The 17565-nt window shown below is 66.3% G+C and carries 20 protein-coding genes; 6 read left to right on the plus strand and 14 right to left on the minus strand.

Going from position 1 to position 17565, the window contains the following annotated elements; translation table 11 throughout:
- Positions 1–75 precede the first annotated feature (75 nt).
- Genes ACFQNJ_RS01560 through ACFQNJ_RS01585 form a run of 6 tightly spaced genes read left to right on the plus strand, consistent with a single transcriptional unit; the run spans position 76 to position 5755 of the window.
- Positions 76–1419, plus strand: a complete 1344-nt coding sequence (locus ACFQNJ_RS01560) for an NAD(P)/FAD-dependent oxidoreductase (RefSeq protein ID WP_382253296.1) — start codon at positions 76–78, stop codon at positions 1417–1419.
- Positions 1420–1429: 10 nt separating this feature from the next.
- Entirely contained in the window at positions 1430–2275 is an 846-nt protein-coding gene (locus tag ACFQNJ_RS01565) for a MipA/OmpV family protein (RefSeq protein WP_382253298.1), read from the plus strand.
- Complete coding sequence (locus ACFQNJ_RS01570; protein ID WP_382253300.1) at positions 2268–3029, plus strand: lysophospholipid acyltransferase family protein; 762 nt, start codon at positions 2268–2270, stop codon at positions 3027–3029. The genes ACFQNJ_RS01565 and ACFQNJ_RS01570 overlap by 8 nt, the downstream gene beginning before the upstream one ends.
- Positions 3026–3790, plus strand: a complete 765-nt coding sequence (locus ACFQNJ_RS01575; RefSeq protein WP_382253302.1) for a glycosyltransferase family 2 protein — start codon at positions 3026–3028, stop codon at positions 3788–3790. The genes ACFQNJ_RS01570 and ACFQNJ_RS01575 overlap by 4 nt, the downstream gene beginning before the upstream one ends.
- A 19-nt stretch (positions 3791–3809) precedes the next feature.
- Positions 3810–4571 (plus strand): class I SAM-dependent methyltransferase, encoded by a 762-nt coding sequence (locus ACFQNJ_RS01580; protein WP_382253303.1) that lies wholly within the window; start codon positions 3810–3812, stop codon positions 4569–4571.
- Positions 4568–5755 (plus strand): cation:proton antiporter, encoded by a 1188-nt coding sequence (locus ACFQNJ_RS01585; RefSeq protein ID WP_382253305.1) that lies wholly within the window; start codon positions 4568–4570, stop codon positions 5753–5755. Before ACFQNJ_RS01580 ends, ACFQNJ_RS01585 begins: the two co-directional genes overlap by 4 nt.
- 9 nt (positions 5756–5764) lie before the next feature.
- Here the strand turns inward: ACFQNJ_RS01585 and fabG are convergent, their stop codons facing one another.
- The 14 genes from fabG to ACFQNJ_RS01655 are packed head-to-tail and all read right to left on the minus strand — an operon-like array spanning position 5765 to position 17563.
- On the minus strand, positions 5765–6511 hold the full coding sequence (gene fabG, locus ACFQNJ_RS01590; RefSeq protein ID WP_382253306.1) for a 3-oxoacyl-ACP reductase FabG: 747 nt from the start codon (positions 6509–6511) through the stop codon (positions 5765–5767).
- A 2-nt stretch (positions 6512–6513) separates the two neighbouring features.
- Positions 6514–6942 (minus strand): hotdog family protein, encoded by a 429-nt coding sequence (locus ACFQNJ_RS01595; RefSeq protein ID WP_382253308.1) that lies wholly within the window; start codon positions 6940–6942, stop codon positions 6514–6516.
- Positions 6936–7745: a beta-ketoacyl synthase chain length factor gene (locus tag ACFQNJ_RS01600; RefSeq protein WP_382253310.1), complete on the minus strand. Its 810-nt coding sequence runs from the start codon at positions 7743–7745 to the stop codon at positions 6936–6938. The genes ACFQNJ_RS01595 and ACFQNJ_RS01600 overlap by 7 nt, the downstream gene beginning before the upstream one ends.
- Complete coding sequence (locus ACFQNJ_RS01605; RefSeq protein WP_382253629.1) at positions 7742–8941, minus strand: beta-ketoacyl-[acyl-carrier-protein] synthase family protein; 1200 nt, start codon at positions 8939–8941, stop codon at positions 7742–7744. The genes ACFQNJ_RS01600 and ACFQNJ_RS01605 overlap by 4 nt, the downstream gene beginning before the upstream one ends.
- A 28-nt stretch (positions 8942–8969) precedes the next feature.
- Positions 8970–9716, minus strand: coding sequence for a class I SAM-dependent methyltransferase (locus tag ACFQNJ_RS01610; protein ID WP_382253312.1), 747 nt, complete (start codon positions 9714–9716; stop codon positions 8970–8972).
- Complete coding sequence (locus ACFQNJ_RS01615; RefSeq protein ID WP_382253314.1) at positions 9713–10516, minus strand: polysaccharide deacetylase family protein; 804 nt, start codon at positions 10514–10516, stop codon at positions 9713–9715. The genes ACFQNJ_RS01610 and ACFQNJ_RS01615 overlap by 4 nt, the downstream gene beginning before the upstream one ends.
- A complete protein-coding gene (locus ACFQNJ_RS01620) occupies positions 10513–11157 on the minus strand; it encodes an alpha/beta hydrolase (RefSeq protein WP_382253316.1) in 645 nt (214 codons plus the stop codon). Before ACFQNJ_RS01620 ends, ACFQNJ_RS01615 begins: the two co-directional genes overlap by 4 nt.
- A complete protein-coding gene (locus ACFQNJ_RS01625; RefSeq protein ID WP_382253318.1) occupies positions 11154–13505 on the minus strand; it encodes an MMPL family transporter in 2352 nt (783 codons plus the stop codon). The genes ACFQNJ_RS01620 and ACFQNJ_RS01625 overlap by 4 nt, the downstream gene beginning before the upstream one ends.
- The gene (locus ACFQNJ_RS01630; protein WP_374638971.1) at positions 13502–14071 is read right to left on the minus strand and encodes a LolA-related protein; all 570 of its coding nucleotides are present in this window, start codon (positions 14069–14071) and stop codon (positions 13502–13504) included. Before ACFQNJ_RS01630 ends, ACFQNJ_RS01625 begins: the two co-directional genes overlap by 4 nt.
- On the minus strand, positions 14068–14970 hold the full coding sequence (locus tag ACFQNJ_RS01635; RefSeq protein WP_382253320.1) for an LpxL/LpxP family acyltransferase: 903 nt from the start codon (positions 14968–14970) through the stop codon (positions 14068–14070). The genes ACFQNJ_RS01630 and ACFQNJ_RS01635 overlap by 4 nt, the downstream gene beginning before the upstream one ends.
- A complete protein-coding gene (locus ACFQNJ_RS01640) occupies positions 14967–15257 on the minus strand; it encodes a 3-hydroxyacyl-ACP dehydratase FabZ family protein (protein ID WP_374638969.1) in 291 nt (96 codons plus the stop codon). Before ACFQNJ_RS01640 ends, ACFQNJ_RS01635 begins: the two co-directional genes overlap by 4 nt.
- On the minus strand, positions 15247–16599 hold the full coding sequence (locus ACFQNJ_RS01645; protein ID WP_382253322.1) for an AMP-binding protein: 1353 nt from the start codon (positions 16597–16599) through the stop codon (positions 15247–15249). The genes ACFQNJ_RS01640 and ACFQNJ_RS01645 overlap by 11 nt, the downstream gene beginning before the upstream one ends.
- Positions 16599–17282 carry a COG4648 family protein gene (locus ACFQNJ_RS01650; RefSeq protein ID WP_382253324.1) on the minus strand — a complete coding sequence of 228 codons (684 nt, stop codon included), beginning with the start codon at positions 17280–17282 and terminating at the stop codon, positions 16599–16601. Before ACFQNJ_RS01650 ends, ACFQNJ_RS01645 begins: the two co-directional genes overlap by 1 nt.
- The gene (locus tag ACFQNJ_RS01655; RefSeq protein ID WP_374638966.1) at positions 17279–17563 is read right to left on the minus strand and encodes a phosphopantetheine-binding protein; all 285 of its coding nucleotides are present in this window, start codon (positions 17561–17563) and stop codon (positions 17279–17281) included. Before ACFQNJ_RS01655 ends, ACFQNJ_RS01650 begins: the two co-directional genes overlap by 4 nt.
- Positions 17564–17565: the final 2 nt, after the last annotated feature.

Genomic DNA, 17565 nt, shown 5'->3' on the forward strand with positions numbered 1-17565 from the left:
TGCGGGAATGACCCCGACACGCCCGTCACCACCGGTATGATCGCATCACACTTTCTTCATGACACGCCCGCCCACATGGTCTCCAACGAAACCCCGCTGTCCGCCGCCCCTGAGTCCACTTGCGATGTGCTGGTGATCGGTGGCGGTCCGGCGGGGTCTACCGTGGCCTCCCTGCTGGCCGAACGCGGACACCATGTCGTCGTGCTGGACAAGGACCGGCATCCCCGCTTCCACATCGGCGAGTCGCTGCTGCCGGCCAACCTGCCGCTGTTCGAGCGACTGGGGGTGGCTGAAGAGATACGGGCCATCGGCATGTACAAACCGGGCGCCGAGTTCGTCTCCCCGCACCATGACCATACGCAAACCTTCCACTTCGCCGAAGCCTGGGACAAGTCCATGCCCCATGCCTACCAGGTCAAGCGGGCCGAGTTTGACCAGGTTCTGCTGCGCAACGCCGCCCGCCTGGGTGCACGGGTGCACGAGGGCTGCAAGGCCACGGGGGTTGTCTTTGAAGACGACGGCAGCGTGCGGGTGACGGCGCGCCTGGACGATGGCGCCGAACAGCGGTGGCACGCCCGCTTCCTGGTGGATGCGTCGGGACGGGACACCTTCCTGGCCAACCGGTTTCGCATCAAGGAGCGCAACCCGCGCCACAACAGCTCGGCGGTGTACGCCCACTTTCGCCACGCACGCCGGCATGAGGGGGACGCCGAGGGAAACATCTCGATCTTCTGGTTCGACCACGGCTGGTTCTGGTTCATTCCCATGAGCAATGACACCACCAGTGTGGGCATGGTGACCTGGCCGTACCACATGAAAACACGGGCAGGACGCCCCCTGGAGCAGTTCCTGATGGACAACATCGCCACCTGTCCCAAATTGCAGGAGCGGCTGGTGAATGCCGAGCGCATCACCCCGGTGGAAGCCACCGGCAACTTCTCTTACGTTTCGCAGCGAAACCACGGCGCCAACTACCTCATGCTGGGCGACGCGTTCGCCTTCATCGATCCGGTGTTTTCTTCTGGCGTCTGGCTGGCCATGCACAGCGGCGTCATCGGTGCCGACACGGTGGACACCTGCCTGCGGCAACCGGCCCGGGCCAAATCCGCACTCGCTCGCTTTGACCGGGCGATGCGACACGGACCGAAGGAGTTCTCCTGGTTCATCTACCGGGTCACCAATCCGATCATGCGCGACTTCTTCATGTACCCGAAAAATGTGTTCCGCGTGAAAGAGGCGCTGCTGTCGGTGCTGGCGGGCGATGTCTTCGGCAAGACCCCCATCTGGCGCTCGCTGTTCATCTTCAAGGTCATCTACTACGCGGCCAACATCCTGCAACCGCGCCGTGCCTTCATGGCCTGGCAGAAGCGGCGCTTCAACATCCGCAAGGTGGACGATCCTGCGCTCTACCAGGCCTGAGGGGCATCATGTGAAGGCCATCCATCGCACCCGACTTGCCCTGTCCGTTGCCGGCATGCTGGCAACCTGCCCCTTGCCCGGTCATGCCGGCGACAAGCCACTGTGGGAAGTCGGGCTGGGGGTGGGTGCGGTCAGCTTTCCGGCCTACCGGGGATCCGACCAGTCCAGCCAGTTCGTCCTGCCGACACCGTATGTCACCTACCACGGCCGCTTTCTGAAAGCCGACCGGCAGGGCGTGCGCGGGCAGCTGTTCGAATCCGACCGGGTGGACCTGACCATCTCGGCCGCCCTGTCCCCGCCAGCCCCCAGCCGCAGGATCAGGGCCCGTGAAGGCATGCCCGACCTCGACGCCAACTTCGAGGTGGGCCCCGAACTGGATCTGACCCTTTGGCGTTCGGCCGACCGCGAACGCCTGCTGCGTCTGTACCTTCCCCTGCGGGTGGCCCACACCCTGACACGGGATGTGCAGAACATCGGCTGGGTCTTCCATCCGAAGCTCAACCTCGACCTGCGCGATGTGCCAGGGCTGGAACGATGGAATGTGGGCCTGCAGGCGGGCCCGCTGTTCGGAGACCGGCGCCAGCACCAGTACTTCTATGGTGTCGACCCCGCCTTTGCCACCGCCGAACGACCGACGTACCGTGCGAGTGGTGGCTATGCGGGGATGCAGTACCTGGCGGCGGTATCCCGCCGCTTTGACCGTTACTGGATCGGGGCCTTTCTGCGCTACGACAACCTGCGGGGGGCCAGCTTTGCCGACAGCCCGCTGGTGCGCACGCGTGACTACTGGGCGGGCGGCATCGCCGTGTCCTGGATCCTGGGTGAATCGTCCACACGCGTGAGTGTCGATGACTGAGTCGCCTCCCATCCATCGCTTCCTGTGGCGCCTGTATGAGCATCTGGCGATGGTGATCGGGCTGGGCACACTGGCGATCCTGTGTCTGACCTGGCTGCCGTTTGCGGCGGTGCTGCACCCCCTGCTGCCGCGGCCACTGGGACAGCGCCTGGGGCGCCGCATGATCATGGTCGGCTTTCGTCACTACCTGCGCGTCCTGAGCCTGCTGTGCGCCTGCCGGTTCGACCTCTCGGAACTCGACAGCCTGCGTCACGAACGGGGCTTGATCATCGCCGCCAACCACCCGTCCCTGCTCGATGCGGTGCTGCTGGTGTCCTGCCTGCCCAATGCGGTCTGCGTGATGAAGGCCAGCCTCATGGACAACCTGCTGTTCGGCGCTGCCGCCCGACTGGCCCGCTATGTCCGCAACGATGGCGCTCACCGTCTGGTCAAACGCGGCTGCCTGAGCCTGGACGAGGGCAGCCAGGTGGTGCTGTTTCCCGAGGGCTCACGCACCAGAGACTTTCCGATGGACCCCCTGGGTCCGACCCTGGGTCTGATGGCCAAGCGCTCACGCGCGCCTGTCCAGACGGTGTTGCTCGAATTCTCGACACCCTACCTCGGTAAAGCCTGGCCACTCTGGCGTGCGCCCTGCCTGCCCTTGCGCTGCAAGGCACGCCTGGGCCAGCGCTTCAATCCCCCCGATGACCACCTGGCCTTCACCCGCCTGCTGGACGACCACCTGCGGACCGAACTGGCCGCCTCTCGCGCATGACCGAACCCGTCCGCTCCGGCACCCATCTGGTGCTGATCCCCAGCTACAACCCCGGTCGCGCCGTGATCGACACGGTCCGGGCCGCCCGAGGTCAATGGAACCCGGTCTGGGTCGTGGTGGACGGCAGCACCGACGGCAGCGATGTCTGGCTGCAAGAGATGGCCGGGCAGGACCCGGGCCTGACAGTGGTCGTGTTGCCCATCAACCAGGGCAAAGGTGCCGCCGTGCTCGAAGGCATCCGTCAGGCGCGAGCGCAAGGCTTCACCCACGCCCTGACCATGGACTCCGACGGTCAGCACCCGGCGGATCGAATTCCGGCATTCATGGCTGCGTCGCAGGCCGAACCCGGGTCCATGGTGCTGGGCAAACCGGTCTTCGGCCCGGAAGCACCGGCCCTGCGGGTCAACGGCCGAAAGGTGTCCAATGGCTGGGCCAACCTGGAGACCCTGTGGGCGGGCATTGGCGACTCGCTGTATGGCTTTCGGGTGTACCCGATCGAGCCCCTGATGCGCGTGATGCAATCGCAACGCTTCATGCGCCGCTTCGACTTTGACCCCGAAGCCGTCGTCCGGCTGTGCTGGGCGGGCGTCAAACCCGTCAACCTCGACGCCCCTGTGCGCTACCTCAGCGCCGATGAAGGCGGCGTGTCGCACTTCCGGTATCTGCGGGACAACACCCTGCTGACCTGGATGCACACGCGGCTGTTCCTCGGTTTCCTGCTGCGTCTTCCTGTCCTGCTGTGGCGCCGCCTGCGGGGCTGAGCACCTGAAACATCCCGACATGACCGATCAAACAAAACCAGCACAAGCCGCCATGAATGCCAGTGAGCGGCTGGAGGACTATTTTCATGGTGAGGCCGAGCGGCAGTCCGTCACGCGCACCATGTTCAACGAGGCCGCCTCCGGCTATGACCGGGCCGAGGCGCTCACCGCCCTGGGCAGCGGGCGTTGGTACCGTCGTGAGGTGCTGCGGCGCGAGGGTCTGCAGCCCGGCATGAGGGTGCTGGACGTGGCAGCGGGCACGGGTCTGGTGACTGAAGCCGCGCTGGCGCTTGCCGGCCCTGAGGGCCAGGTCACGGCACTGGACCCCTCACCCGGCATGCTGTCAGAGCTGCGCCGCAAGTTGCGTTGCGAGACGATCGAAGCCTATGCCGAATCCATTCCCCTGCCCGACGCACAGGTGGACTTCCTGTCGATGGGCTATGCCCTGCGCCATGTGGGCGACATCCACCGGGCCTTCGGCGAATACCTGCGTGTGCTCAAGCCCGGCGGTCGTGCCTGCATCATGGAAATCAGCCGGCCCGGCAACCGGCTCGGCCGCATGGCCCTGAAGTTCCACATCGGGGTGCTGGTACCGCTGCTGGCCCGGCTGAGCGGCCGGCATGCGGATGTGAAGCGCCTTTGGGCCTATTACGGAGACACCATCGAGGCTGCCATTGACCCGGCGCAGGTGATGGACGCCCTTCGGCGGGCGGGGTTCGACAACGTCCGTTGCCGGGTGACCCTCGGCATTTTCCGTGAGTACACGGGAACGCGGCCGTGAGCACGGTTGAGCGATTCCTGATTGCCCTGCTCATCGTCTTCACCATCCCATGGCTGGTCTGGCGATGGGGTCGCACCGAGCGTTGGGCTCCCCTGGTGGTGGTGCAAATTCTGGCGGGTATTGTGCTGGGACCCGGCGTGCTGGGACAGTGGTTCCCCGCGTACCACGCCTTTGTGTTCACACCGGAAGTCACCCATGCGCTCAACGGGGTCGCATGGTGGGCGGTGATGCTGTTTGTGATGATTGCCGGCGTCGAGCTCGATATGCGCCAGGCCTGGACGCATCGGCGCGAAAGTGGCATCACCGCGGGACTGGCCCTGGGCATGCCCATGCTGCTGGGTTGCGGGGCCGCCATGGTCATGCTGGCCTGGCCCGGCTGGCTCGGGCCGCAGGCACAGCGTTGGCAGTTCGTCCTCGGTGTGGGCATGGCCTGCGCGGTCACGGCCTTGCCTATCCTGATCCTGTTCATGGAGAAGCTCGAACTGCTGCGCCACCCGCTGGGGCAGCGCATCCTGCGGTACGCCAGCCTGGATGATCTGGCGATCTGGGGGGTGCTGGCCCTGATCGTGATGGACTGGGCGCGCGTGGGCCGGCAGATGGCGTTCCTGCTGGCCTTTGTGCTGGCGGCCTTGGCCTTCCGGCGACTGATGGTCCGCGTGACAGAACAAGACCGCTGGTACCTGGCCCTGATCTGGCTGGCCGCGTGTGCCCTCGGCGCCGACTGGGCTGGTCTGCACTTCATGGTGGGCGCCTTTCTGGCCGGGGCCGTGCTCGACGCCCACTGGTTTGACCAGGACCGCATGGACCTGCTTCGTCACCACGTGCTGCTGACGCTGATGCCGGTGTTCTTCCTGTCCACCGGCCTGAGGACCAGCTGGACCATGGGCGGCCTGGATGTGCTGCTGGCCGCGGCCCTTCTGCTGGCGGCCGCGGTGACCGGCAAGCTCATCGGTGTTCACCTGGCCGGTCGCATTCTGAGGTGGGGCCCTGGCGAAGCGAGCCTGATCGGCTGGCTGCTGCAGACCAAGGCCCTCATCATGATCATCTTTGCGAATGTGCTGCTGGATCGGGCCATCATCAGCAGCGGCACCTTCACCGCCCTGCTGCTGATGGCGGTGGCCAGCACCATGATCACGATCCCCATGGTGGAGCCGCGACTGGCCAGCATTCGGCGAGCCGCCTGATCGGCGGGTTCAGATCATCCCGCCGTTGACCGAGATCACCTGCCCGGTGATGTAGCCTGCCCGATCCGAGGCCAGAAAGTCCACCAGATCGGCTACTTCCTGCGGCTGGCCGGCCCGCTGCATCGGCACCATCTGCCGGATGACCTCAGGGCTGAACTGACCTTCGGCCATGCCGCTGTCGATGATGCCGGGGGCCACCACGTTGACGGTGATGCCCCGGCTGGCCAACTCCAGCGACAGGGCCTTGCTGGCCGAATGCAGGGCCCCCTTGGCCGCCGCGTAGTTGACCTGCCCGCGATTGCCGGCCACGGCAGCCACCGACGAGATGCTGATGATGCGACCCCAGCGGGTGCGAATCATGGGCAGCGTCAGCGGCTGGGTGACATTGAAAAAGCCGTTCAGGGACACATCGACCACGCGGTCCCACTGATCACCGGTCATCCCTGGAAACACGGCGTCGTCGTGAATCCCGGCGTTGTTGACCAGGACCTGGATGGGGCCGTCGGCGATCAGTCGCTCCAGGGCCTGGGCGGTGGCCTCGCGGTCGGTGATGTCAAAAGCCACGGCCTGGGCGCGCGCACCTGCCTGCCCCAGACGTTCGGCCAGGACCTGCGCCCGTTCAAGCCCACGGTTGGCGTGGACGATGACCTCGAACCCGGAAGCAGCCAGGCGCTCGCAGATGGCGGCACCGATACCGCCACTGCCGCCGGTGACGAGGGCTCGGCGAACAGCAGGCGAAGCGGAACGTGGACTCATGATCAATGGGCGTCAAGCACCACCGATGCGCGGCCCTCGATCAGGCAGCGGTCACCGGCAGTGAGGTCAAACTGGTAAAGGATGAGGGCATCATCGCCCGACAGTCGCGTGGCCCGTACCGTCAATTCCCCAGGCACATCGTCCAGGCGGTCGGCGTGCAGGCAAACGTTGCGCACACTGGTCAGGTAACCCACACCCAGGGGGTGTCCGCCGCCAGCCAGCAGTACGCCATGCACGGCCATCGCCTGGGCTGCGTACTCGATGCCGGCAGCGATGCCCAGTCGGCCTTCGGCCCGCAGCGGGTGGTCCGCGGCCTGGTGCCCCTGGGCCACACAACACACCTGCTGCTCATCCCAGGACAGGACACGGTCCAGCAGGCACATGCGACCCTGGTGCGGGATGTGCGCCGCGATCCAGGCGTGGTCTAGCATGGCTGCAGGTCCAGGGCCAGCGGGAATCCCGGCAGGTAATCGGTCAGCACGGTCCCCGATCGCCCGCAGGCCAGCGCCTGTATCAACGGCAGCGCGCGCATGGAAGGCAGTTGGCTGTGCAGGCTCTCCAGTCCGGGTTCGGACCATGGGGCAAGCTCGAGTCCGTTCGCCGACCGCAGGGACATATTCGCCAGCGAATGGCCAGAGGGCTGTGGCGACAGCACCAGTGCCACGCCGGCCGCATCGGGAATCGGCCGCTTGGCATGCAGAGGCTCGGGATACTCGCTGTCGTAAACCACCAGCAGCACCGGTCGTCGGTCGACCACCACCTGGGAGACGGCATCCAGCAGGCCGGCGCCAAAGCTGCCATCGCCGGCGCAGATGACCTGACAAGGTGCCATGCTGTGCGTGGCGATGCCCCAGTAGCCGGCAGCGGCGTTGTGCACCGAGTTGTGAAACCGCGTCGGGGATATCTGGCGATCGTCGCTGGCCAGCTGTTCGCACAGCGCATGGCAGTTGTGGCCATCCGCGCCCGAAGCGGCAAACACCGTGGCCAGGTCGGCAGCGTTGGCGCCTGCATGGGTGACGGCTTCCTGACCGAGCGCCAGAGCCACACGAATGACCCGGCTGGCCCGACGCCGCTCGGCCGGTGGCAACAGCAGCGGTGGCGGCAGAACGGATGGCGCGGAGACCCAGGGCTGCCGGCCGGCCAGGACCTCGCGGGCCGAAGGCCAATCGGGCATGCCGGGCGCGATGAACCCGACGCCATCGATCCAGACCTGCATATCGGGCGTGGTGGTCATTGGGGCACTCCCAGGATCAGGGCGCAGTTGCTGCCTCCGAATCCGAAGGAGTTGCTCAGCACCGTCCGGATCCTGGCAGCCCCCCCTTGCCGGCGGTAGTCAATCCCCATCACCGGATCGAAGTCGACGGTACCGGGGCTTCCCGGCAGCCATCCATCGGCCAAGGAGAGCAGGCCAACCACCGCTTCCACGGCACCGGCTGCGCCCAGGGTATGACCGGTGGCGCCCTTGGTGGAACTGCATGGCACACGGTCGCCAAACAGACCCGAGACGGCCAGGCTTTCCGCCGCATCATTGGCGGGCGTGGCGGTGCCGTGCAGGTTGATGTAATCCATATCGGACGGCTGCAAGCCTGCGGCACGGAGGGCGGCCTCCATCGCCAGGCGGGCGCCCAGACCCTGGGGGTGCGGGGCAGACATGTGATGCGCATCACTGGATTCGCCGACACCCAGCAGCCAGCCTGACGCATCGTTGCTCCGTGGACCGGTTCCCGGGCGCTCGAGCAAGGCGAAGGCCGCCGCCTCGCCGATGGAAATGCCGTCCCTGGCCGGGTCAAACGGACGACAGGGTTGGGTCGAGGTCAGTTGCAGGGACGCAAAGCCGTAGAGCGTGGTCAGGCAGAGGCTATCCACGCCACCGACCACCGCGGCATCGATCACGCCCAACGCCATTTGCCGGGCAGCGGCCGCGAAGACCTTGGCACTGGACGAGCAGGCGGTCGAGATGGTCAGCGCCATGCCTTCCAAGCCCAGATACCGCCGTGTGAAATCGGTCACCGAAAACGGGTTGTGCGATCCGTGATAGCTCAGTGACGACGGCAAGGCACCAGAGACGGGGTCGCGATGGCGGTAGGCGATCTCGGTCTCCAGAATGCCCGACGTGCTGGTGCCCAGGAAGACGCCCACCCTGGCGGGTCCGTAGCGATCCACCGCCTCGCGCACCCGGTCGGCGAATCCGTCTGCATGCAGCCCCAGCAGGGCCAGCCGGTTGTTGCGGCAGTCAAATTCGGACAGCGCGGACGGCACGGTCACCGCGTCAATGCCGTCGACCTCGCCGATCCAGGTATCCAGTCGCACCGTCTCGAAGTCGCAGGGCTTGAGTCCGCTGCGCCCTTCCCGCAGGGCAAGCCGGTGGGCATCCAGGCCATGCCCGAGGCAGGTACTGAGGGTAGAGGCCGAAATCTGCAGGGGAGACACGTTGTCCAGCAAAGTCAAAACCCTGATCTTAGGTGATAGCGGGATCCTGCCCCGGTACCCGACAGACGAGCATGACATTCGCGAAAGGCAAGGCGCCACTCATCGGCACACTCTGGACGTCGAAGCCGACATCGCGCAGCAGGGCCCGCCAGTCTGCCAGGCTGCGGCAATACAGGCGGGGCAACCGGTGGCCGCGCGAGAAGGTCACCAGGTGATCCACCCAGTTGGACAGCTTGAATGGCAGGCCCGCCGAAGCATCTCCGACCCGCGTGATGAACAGGCCGCCCGGCCCCACGGCGTCGCGGATGCGTTCCAGCACACGCCGCTGCAGGGCGTGGTCGAAGTAATGCAGCGCATCCAGAATGGTGACCACATCCACCTCGCCGAAGTCGACCTGGTTCATGTCGCCCTGCTCCACGCGCACCACCGGATGTTGGTCGCCGAACGCACGGGCGGCACGCCAGACATCGCGGGGCATCAGCTCGACCCCGCGCAACTGCGCGGGAGAAGGAGGTGCGGGCCAATCGGCGGGCCATTGTCCCTGCGCATGCAGGTCCTGGGCCGCGAGCAGCCAGGAAAACAGGCTGCCCTGACCACAGCCCAGGTCCAGCAGCCTGGGCGACGCTGGCAGAAGGCCGCGCCGCAGCAGTTCGGCAAAAATCACATCGCCCCCGAGCTTGCCGCGGGCATAGTGGTACGCAAACCGGTCGGCACGCCGAAAGCGCTCGGCAGCCAGATCCAGCAGACCTGGTGGCAGGGAATGGGATGGGTTCAATCAATGGCCTCGTGCAGGGTAACCGTGCGCAGGTTGGGCGTCAGCCGCTGCACCAGCATGGGGATCACGGACAGAATCACCGGCTGGCCCTCAGCCGTGCGTGCCGCATGGCCATCGTGCAACAGCAGGATGTCGCCGTCAGCCAGCCCTCGGCAAAGGCGCGCCAGCACCCGCTCAGGGTGAGGGTCACGGGTGTCGTAGGGACGCCGTGTCCAGGCCGCCAGCCGCAAATCGAGTTGCGCCAGCACCGGATCTAGAAACGGGTTGCGCAGACCGGCAGTCGGACGGAAGAACCTCGGCGCCTGGCCGGTCAGGTCCGACAGCACGCCCTGTGCACGCGCAATGTCCTGCCGCATGCGCGATGGACCGAACAGGGAGAACGCATGGGAGTGGCTGTGACCGTGGTTCTCGACCCGATGGCCGCGGGCCACGATCTCCTGGCACAGCGCCGGATACCGCTGCGCACGGTGGCCGATCAGAAAAAAGCTGGCGACCATCCCGCATTCGTCAAGCAGATCGAGCACTTGCGGTGTGACCTGCGGATCAGGACCGTCATCAATGGTCAGCGCCACCCGCCCGCCCCCCTCAGGAACCGAGGCATCGGGCAGCCGGGTGATGTTCGGCCCGAGCCAGTCCGTTCGTGGCAACAGACCCACGGCGGTGATCAGGGCATGGTTGGCCGCCACCGCACCCAGCGCCCATGGCCACGCACCAGGTACGGCGGCCGCACCGACCGCTGCCACCGCATGCAGGGCAGCCGATCCGGTGAGGAAGGCAGAAGGTTTCCAGGTCCTGCTCATCGTTTGCCCACTCCATGCTCGGACAACCAGGCCAGACAGGTCAGCCACAGCGGGTCCCAGGCGGACCAGTCATGTCCACCCGGTACTTCATGTACGGTGGATCGGGACAGGCGCTGAGCCAACGGGCGCATGGTACCGGCGAATCGGTCATCCCGACCGAACCCCAGAAAGGAGGGCAGCGAGGGCCGACCCTCACGCAGGTTCAGCCACAGCTGGAATTCCACATCGTCGCGCTGGGCATCATCGGGGACCCACGCCTCCAGCCCGCCGGCGCGCTCGATGGCGTTGGTGGTCAGGCGACTGCCCGGATAGGGGGCAAACAGGCACAGGCCTTGAAGACCGGCAGGATCACGCTGAGCCTGCAGCAGTGCCAGCAAGCCGCCCAGAGAGATGCCGCCGAGCCAGAGCCGTGCATAACGCTGCCGCAAGCTCGCCAGGTGCTCGTTCGCCAGATGCGCCAGGGCATCCACCTGTCCGGCAGGATCGAGGTGAAGATCCGGCACATGCAGGTCGAGGTCCAGACCCGCCTCCCGCAGGATGTCATGCCATCCGGCGCGGATGACGTCGTCGGGATGCATCTTCGCGCCCGGCAGCAGCACCAGGACAGCGGACGCCTGACCCGCCCGGACACCCTGACTCATCGGTCCGACACCCGCCGTGGCGTGATGAAGGCGGCGGCCAGCACGAGCACGATGACCACTCCCGGCGCCACCACCCCGCCAATGGACCGCAGCACCGGTACATGGGAGACGGCCAGCGCCCCAAAGCCGATCAGTGTCGTGACCACCGCCACCGTCATGGACGACCACACATCCGGTGCCAGTCCGCCATCTTCATCCATGGTGTCGAAGAACAGGGTGTAGTTGGAACCGACGGCCACCACCATCAGCAGCCCCACCAAATGGAGCATGTTGATGGACGATCCGCCCAGATGCAGGCCCGCCATGAGCAAGACCACGGTCATGAAAAGGGGAAGCATCATGCGGACCAGTCGCCGCAGCGATCGGAGCGTGAACGCCAGCATCAGCGTGATGAGCGCCACCCCGGCCAGGGACAGGGCGATGGCCTGGCCCAGGTAATCGGCGTATAGGGATTCAAACTCAGCCTTGAGATCGATGAACAACGCCGAGGTGCCATCCAGAGCCTGACGGACACGGGCACCATCGATGTCGGACGGCTGCCCGTCGTCCAGGACGGTGGGACGCAGGGGCAGCACGATGCTCCACTGATCGCCCGACTGCGACATCAGCGAATCGACCGCCAGCGCCATGGCGGTGCCGTCAAGATCGGACCGCTGCAGCAGCGGCGAGTGACGCGCCGCCTCCACCGCCTGCAGGAAGGGCTCGAGCCGCGATGCCGACAACGGCGCCCCTTCCAGTGCCCGTTGCAGCTCGGCCCGCATGGCCTGCGCGGGTGGCAGGCTGTCCAGGCGCTGGCGCTGCACCTGTTCACTGGGCAGAAAACGCGTCGGGCTGTCATAGCCCGCCATGTCACCGCTGGCCACCAGGCCATCCAGACGGCGAGAGGCTTCCTCGGCCGCCTCAAGGGCGGCTTCGCGTCCCGGCGCGGACACCAGCACCATGTAGCGCGCATCCGGCGCACCGATGTCGGCACGCAGGCGCGCGTCCACCTGTGCCTCCTCATCGGTCACGGTCGACAGCGCGGACAGGTCCCGACCCCACAGTGTGTCGCGTTGCTGGACCAGGTAAGCCAGGGCCACGAACGCCAGCACCAGCATGGGCCAGCGCAGGCGCCACGCGTGGTCGAGCCAGCGCTGTGTGGTGTGTGCCAGCGGTCCGGTCGGTGCCACCCGCACACCCTCCCCCGCCACGGCGGGCAGCACGAAGCGGGTCACCAGCGCCGCGGTGATGATGCCCGCCAGCGCGTAGACCCCCAGCTGAGCCAGGCCCGGAAAACCGGCAAAGAGCAAAGCCCCGAAACCGGCAATCGATGTCATCACACCCAAACGGATGGTGGGCCAGAAACTCTCCCGCCAAGCCTGAATGCCTACGCGGCCGGACTGGACGAAAAAGTAGATGGCATAGTCCACCGACTCGCCGATCAGCGCCGCGCCAAAGCCGATGGTGATGCCATGGACCGTGCCAAACACGAGATCCACCGCCACGATGGCCGCCACCGTGCCTGCAGTGACCGGCAGCAAGCCGAAGGCCATGGCCCTGGGGGAGCGGTAGATCCACAGCAGCAACAGCCCGATACCAATGGAACTCATGAGCGAGATGCGCGAAATCTCGCTGCGAATCGATTCGCGCGCCTTGACCGCAAACAGGCCTGGTCCGGACATCGTGAGCGACAGCCCTCGAAGGGCGGGATCGGTCTGCAAGCCCGCAAAGGCCGCGCGCGCGGCTTCCATGGCCTGCTCCTGTCCGTCCGTGTCGGCGCCGGAAGCCCGGGTCTGGGTCAGCAGCAAGGCCCGTTGACCATCACGCGACATCCAGACGCCCTGGCGCGTCTCCGGCTCGCTGCCCGGATGCAGACGCGACAGGATCTCGATCATTTCGCCGGTGGGATCCTGCAGCAGGTAGGGCTTGAAAAGGTAGCCCACCGGCGAGCTGACCACGCCAATCGTCTTGTCGATCGATTCGCGCAGGCCTTCGGACGTGAAGCGCTGCGGCGCGACGGCAGGACTGAGGTGGTAGCGGTAGCGCAGAAGGAAGTCACGCTCGGCCTGCAGGCCTTCGACCTCACCATTCTGGACCGACAGGAAATGTCCACCATCGATCAGCGCCTGACGCAAGGCCATCGATGCACGGGCACGTGAGGCCTCATCGCCACCCTCGATACCCAGCATGAGCAGGCGCGAGACCGCCCCGTCTTTCATCTGACCGACCAGCACCTCCTGCTGCGGGCTGGGATCGGCGGGCAGGAAAAAGGACATGTCGGCCGTGAACCGGGTCTGGGTGATCCAGGCCACGCCAGCGATCATCGCCAGCAGCCACAGCAGCAGAACCTTGACGGCGGTGCGCGTCATTCGGCGATGGGCTCGATGCTCAGCTCGGACCGGTCACCGTCGGCCTGCAAGTACTCGATGCGGCGCACCTGATTGCCCTGACCCGTCACGGTGATGCGCTTGATCAGGGCCGCCACGGCGGTGTCAACCGGCAGCAGCACCAGGGACCAGTCCTGCCGGGCCCCCTGGAGTTCGAGCCGGTAGTGTTTTTCCAGCGATCGGCGGTTGCCCGACAGGGTACTGCGCACGCTCTCGACAAAGGCTTGGGCCTCCGGTCGGCTCGCCACCTGAATGGTCATGCGGCGCCGGTCTCGCTCCACACTCAGTGTGTCCTTGTCCAGCACCACGGTTTCGGCGAACGGCTCCACCGTGCGCTTTTCAAGCCGGTCGGGCGGCAGGTAACGCATCTCCCCACTGGACTGCAACGGCCTGTCCAGCAGGGCCATGGTTCGCGTTTCCACAAAGCGGGCCTTGCCACCCTTGTGCTGGGCCAGGTCGCTCATGAGCTGATCGATGTCGAAGGCAGCCGCCTGCGCCGTCACGGAGACAACGGCCCACAGCAGGACCAGGAAGCCACGGAAATTCATTTGTACTGCCAGAAATCGTAGAAGTTGAACCAGTTCCAGGGGGACTCGCGCACCAGGGCCTCGAGCTTGGCCGCATACCGGCGCATGGCCTCGTCAATCTCGGCCTGCCGCCGTTCGCGGGGAATGGAAGAGAAATCCGCCAGGCGTTCAAAACGCACCTGGTAGCGATTGCCACCCAGATACAGGCCCGCCATGAAGAACACCGGGCGTCGCAACATGACCGCCAGGCGCCAGGGGCCGATCGGGAACCGGGCCGGATGACCGAGGAAGGGCAGTTCCTGGCCGTCACCGTCCTCCAGGGACCGGTCCGCCAGAATGCCCACCAGGTAACCATCATCCAGCTTGTCCTTCACGGCCAGCATGGACTCCATCCGCCCCAGGGGAATGATATCTTGCATCGCCTGGGGATTGATGGCGCGCAGGGTGTCGTTGACCTTGCGGGCGTTGTCCTCGTACATGACCATCGCCACGCGCAGGCCGGCCCGGTGCCGACCCATGGCGCGAAGTACCTCGAAACTGCCCAGATGCGCGCCCACCAGAAGCGCTCCCTGGCCACTGCGCACCGCGTCATCGATCACATCCGCACCAACGACCTCGACCTCCAGCTGGCGGTCACCGTCGTTGAGCAGGAACACCCTGTCGTGGATGGTGGAGGCAAACCAGAGCACATGCCGGTAGATGTCCCGCCATGTGGCACGGCGACCCAGCGCGCGGCCAAGGTACAGGCGACTGGCCCGGCGGGCTGTGGGCGCAAACAGGACAAAATAGGCCGCGACCACCCGCAGCACCAGCCGGCCCAGCGGCCTGCCCGCGCGCAGCGAAAACCAGACCATCAAACGCAGCAGCCAGGCATGACTGCGCTCCTTCTGGTGCCTCCAGGCCGCGTCAGTGCCGGTCACCGGACCTCCTGCTGCAGCACCCCGGTGGCCACCAGTTCATCACCACAGCGGATCTCGAAACCCAGGGCTCCCCGAGGGGTGTCCATCAACCGGAAAACCAGCATCTCCGCGGGCGCCACCGGGCGCAGGAACTTGGCCTGGGCCACCGTCCACCCGGTGAAGCCTCGCTCACGCCCGGCCATCCACAGCACACGGTCCAGCAGCACCACGCCGGGCACGATCGGCCGGCCAGGAAAGTGTCCGGCGAAGGCCGGATGGTCCGCCGGCACCTGCCATTCAGCCTGCATCGGCCTCACGGGCGGGTGCCCGTGCCTCCAAAAGCTGCTCCAGCGCCTGCCGGGTCAGCTTGCCCGTGCTGTTGCGGGGCAGCGCTTCGACCAGCATGAGCGGCCTGGGCATGAAAATCGGATCGATCCGGTGACGCAGCGCGGCCAGCAGGGTCTGGCGGTCCAATCCTGGCGCCACGGCAAAGGCCACCAGCCGCCCCACCCTGTCTTCCGCGTCATCCCTGGGAAGGTAGAAGGCCCCATCCCTGACCCCTTCGATGGCACACAACTGGTGGTTCAGGTACGCCAGCGAAGTCCGCTTGCCCGCCAGATTGACCATGTCCGCGTGTCGTCCGTGAAGCACGAAACGGGCGTCGGGCAACACCTCGATGAGGTCGGACAAAGGCACCTTGCCCTCCACGTGCCCACCGATGGCGCATGTGATGTCGCCCTCCTGCTCCAGACGGACACCGGGCATCAGGGTCCAGGCCGGGCCATGGCAGGTTCGGCGCGTGGCCAGCTGCGAAGACTCGGTCGATCCGTAGATTTCGTGCACCGGCGCGCCGCTGGCCGCTTCCACCCTGGCAGCCAGCTCGGCGCTGAGGGGCGCGGTAGCCGACAGCCACCGGTCCACCGGGGGCATGGGCAGTTCTGAAGCCATGACACTGGCCAGATGGAACGGCGTGGTCACCACCAGCCGCGGCGCGGGTACCCTGGACAGGGCGTCCGCCAGATCCTGCGGATAGAAAGGCTTGCCACTCCAGAAGGAACACCCCCCGTGCAGGGCCAGCAGAAAGGTGGATTCGAAACCGTAGCTGTGCTGAACAGGCACCGTGCCCACCAGGACCCGCGACTGGCCGATCAGACCCAGCGCCCTGGCCTCTGCCTGTCCATTGGCCACCAGCTTGCCCCACGTCTTTGCATGTGGCTGCGGCGAACCGGTGGAACCCGAAGTGAACAGAATGGCGACCGTGCGGTCCTCCGGGATGAGGGGCATGTTCGCGTCGGTGTGAACCGGCAGCGCATCGAGCGCCGGCAGCGGGATCATCCGCGAGGCGCTAGAGACGCCGGGGTCGTCGGTCACCGCAATCGAACCCGGGTAGGCGGCCTCCAGTTGCTGGAGTGTCTGCGCGGACTGCGACGATGGCTGCAGACTCACGCGGCCGCTGAGCGCACAGGCGCCCAGCAGCACCGCAAAGTGGTAGCGATCCTCACACAGATTGACGATCCAGCGGCTGTCGGGCAGCCGATCGGCCAGGGAACGCACCTGCGACAGGTAAAGACCCACACTCACCGGTCCATCGGGGCGCCACGCCAGCACGTCGTCGGGCGATCGGTCGCTGATCAGGGGCAGTGCACGCATCACGTTTTTGCGCCGGGTTTGGACGACAGATCTGCCGAGCCACTGCGCGCCCGGTAGGCTCGCACGATGTCACCGAGCGCGGGACGCTCCTGGGGCGGCAGGGCCACGCGCCGCACCAGCATCTCGGCCAGGAAGAACGCCCCGATGAGGGGTCCTGTCAGCAGGTTGGCATGAACGGACCAGATCTCCTGCGGCGCGAAGGCGAACAGCAGGGTGGACACCAGCGCGTTGCCCAGCAGGAAGAGCGCCCACGCCAGGGTCACGCCCCGGGTATAGCCGCGTTTGCGCTCGGACAAGGTGTCGCCAAAGATCATGCGTGCCATGGCCGTGACCACGGGTTCGCGCCCGCTGGCCAGTGACCGACCAAACCAGGCGGCCAGCGCCAGATGCGTCCCCAGGTGCTGCAAGTAGTAGAGCCACGCCACATGGCTGCTGAGCCATGTCCAGCCCCAGGCGAGCGCGCCGATCGACACCAGGGCCAACAAAACGGTCGACGGAAAGCGCCAGGGGGAATGCCAGGCGGCGATGAGGGCGGCCGCGACCAGCGGTGCCACGGCCACCACCGTGTGCAGGTCGGCGGGTCCGATACCGGCACTGGCCAGGTGTGCCGAGACGGCCCAACCTACCACCAGCAGCACCGCCAGCACGGTGCGCCAGGCTGCCGACCCTCCCGAATCGCTCATTGTGTGCGCTGGCTGGCGATATGCTCGCTCAAGGCGCGCAACGAGGCAAAAATCCGGTGGTTGTTCTCGTTGTCCGACTTCAGCTGGAAGCCGTAGCGCTTGGACACCACCAGGGCGATTTCCAGCATGTCGATCGAATCCAGCCCCAGGCCCTCCCCGTACAGCGGATCATCGGGCTGGATCTCGTGCGGCTGCACCTCCAGGTTCAGGGCCTCGACGATGAGGGCGGCCACCTCGGGCATGAGCTGTTCTGGCGACGGAAAGGCTTGGGCTTGCGTCATGA

This window comes from Hydrogenophaga bisanensis (genome assembly GCF_042665135.1).
GTDB classification, from domain to species: domain Bacteria; phylum Pseudomonadota; class Gammaproteobacteria; order Burkholderiales; family Burkholderiaceae_C; genus Hydrogenophaga; species Hydrogenophaga bisanensis.

Excerpts from the sequence above, each read along its gene's own strand:
- ACFQNJ_RS01645 (WP_382253322.1), bottom strand. The coding sequence starts at position 16,599 with ATGCGTGCACTGCCCCTGATCAGCGACCGATCGCCCGACGACGTGCTG.
- ACFQNJ_RS01560 (WP_382253296.1), top strand. The coding sequence starts at position 76 with ATGGTCTCCAACGAAACCCCGCTGTCCGCCGCCCCTGAGTCCACTTGC.
- ACFQNJ_RS01630 (WP_374638971.1), bottom strand. The coding sequence starts at position 14,071 with ATGAATTTCCGTGGCTTCCTGGTCCTGCTGTGGGCCGTTGTCTCCGTG.
- ACFQNJ_RS01570 (WP_382253300.1), top strand. The coding sequence starts at position 2,268 with ATGACTGAGTCGCCTCCCATCCATCGCTTCCTGTGGCGCCTGTATGAG.
- ACFQNJ_RS01650 (WP_382253324.1), bottom strand. The coding sequence starts at position 17,282 with ATGAGCGATTCGGGAGGGTCGGCAGCCTGGCGCACCGTGCTGGCGGTG.
- ACFQNJ_RS01625 (WP_382253318.1), bottom strand. The coding sequence starts at position 13,505 with ATGACGCGCACCGCCGTCAAGGTTCTGCTGCTGTGGCTGCTGGCGATG.
- ACFQNJ_RS01620 (WP_382253316.1), bottom strand. The coding sequence starts at position 11,157 with ATGAGTCAGGGTGTCCGGGCGGGTCAGGCGTCCGCTGTCCTGGTGCTG.
- ACFQNJ_RS01580 (WP_382253303.1), top strand. The coding sequence starts at position 3,810 with ATGACCGATCAAACAAAACCAGCACAAGCCGCCATGAATGCCAGTGAG.
- ACFQNJ_RS01640 (WP_374638969.1), bottom strand. The coding sequence starts at position 15,257 with ATGCAGGCTGAATGGCAGGTGCCGGCGGACCATCCGGCCTTCGCCGGA.
- ACFQNJ_RS01595 (WP_382253308.1), bottom strand. The coding sequence starts at position 6,942 with ATGCTAGACCACGCCTGGATCGCGGCGCACATCCCGCACCAGGGTCGC.
- ACFQNJ_RS01575 (WP_382253302.1), top strand. The coding sequence starts at position 3,026 with ATGACCGAACCCGTCCGCTCCGGCACCCATCTGGTGCTGATCCCCAGC.
- ACFQNJ_RS01600 (WP_382253310.1), bottom strand. The coding sequence starts at position 7,745 with ATGACCACCACGCCCGATATGCAGGTCTGGATCGATGGCGTCGGGTTC.
- ACFQNJ_RS01615 (WP_382253314.1), bottom strand. The coding sequence starts at position 10,516 with ATGAGCAGGACCTGGAAACCTTCTGCCTTCCTCACCGGATCGGCTGCC.
- fabG (WP_382253306.1), bottom strand. The coding sequence starts at position 6,511 with ATGAGTCCACGTTCCGCTTCGCCTGCTGTTCGCCGAGCCCTCGTCACC.
- ACFQNJ_RS01655 (WP_374638966.1), bottom strand. The coding sequence starts at position 17,563 with ATGACGCAAGCCCAAGCCTTTCCGTCGCCAGAACAGCTCATGCCCGAG.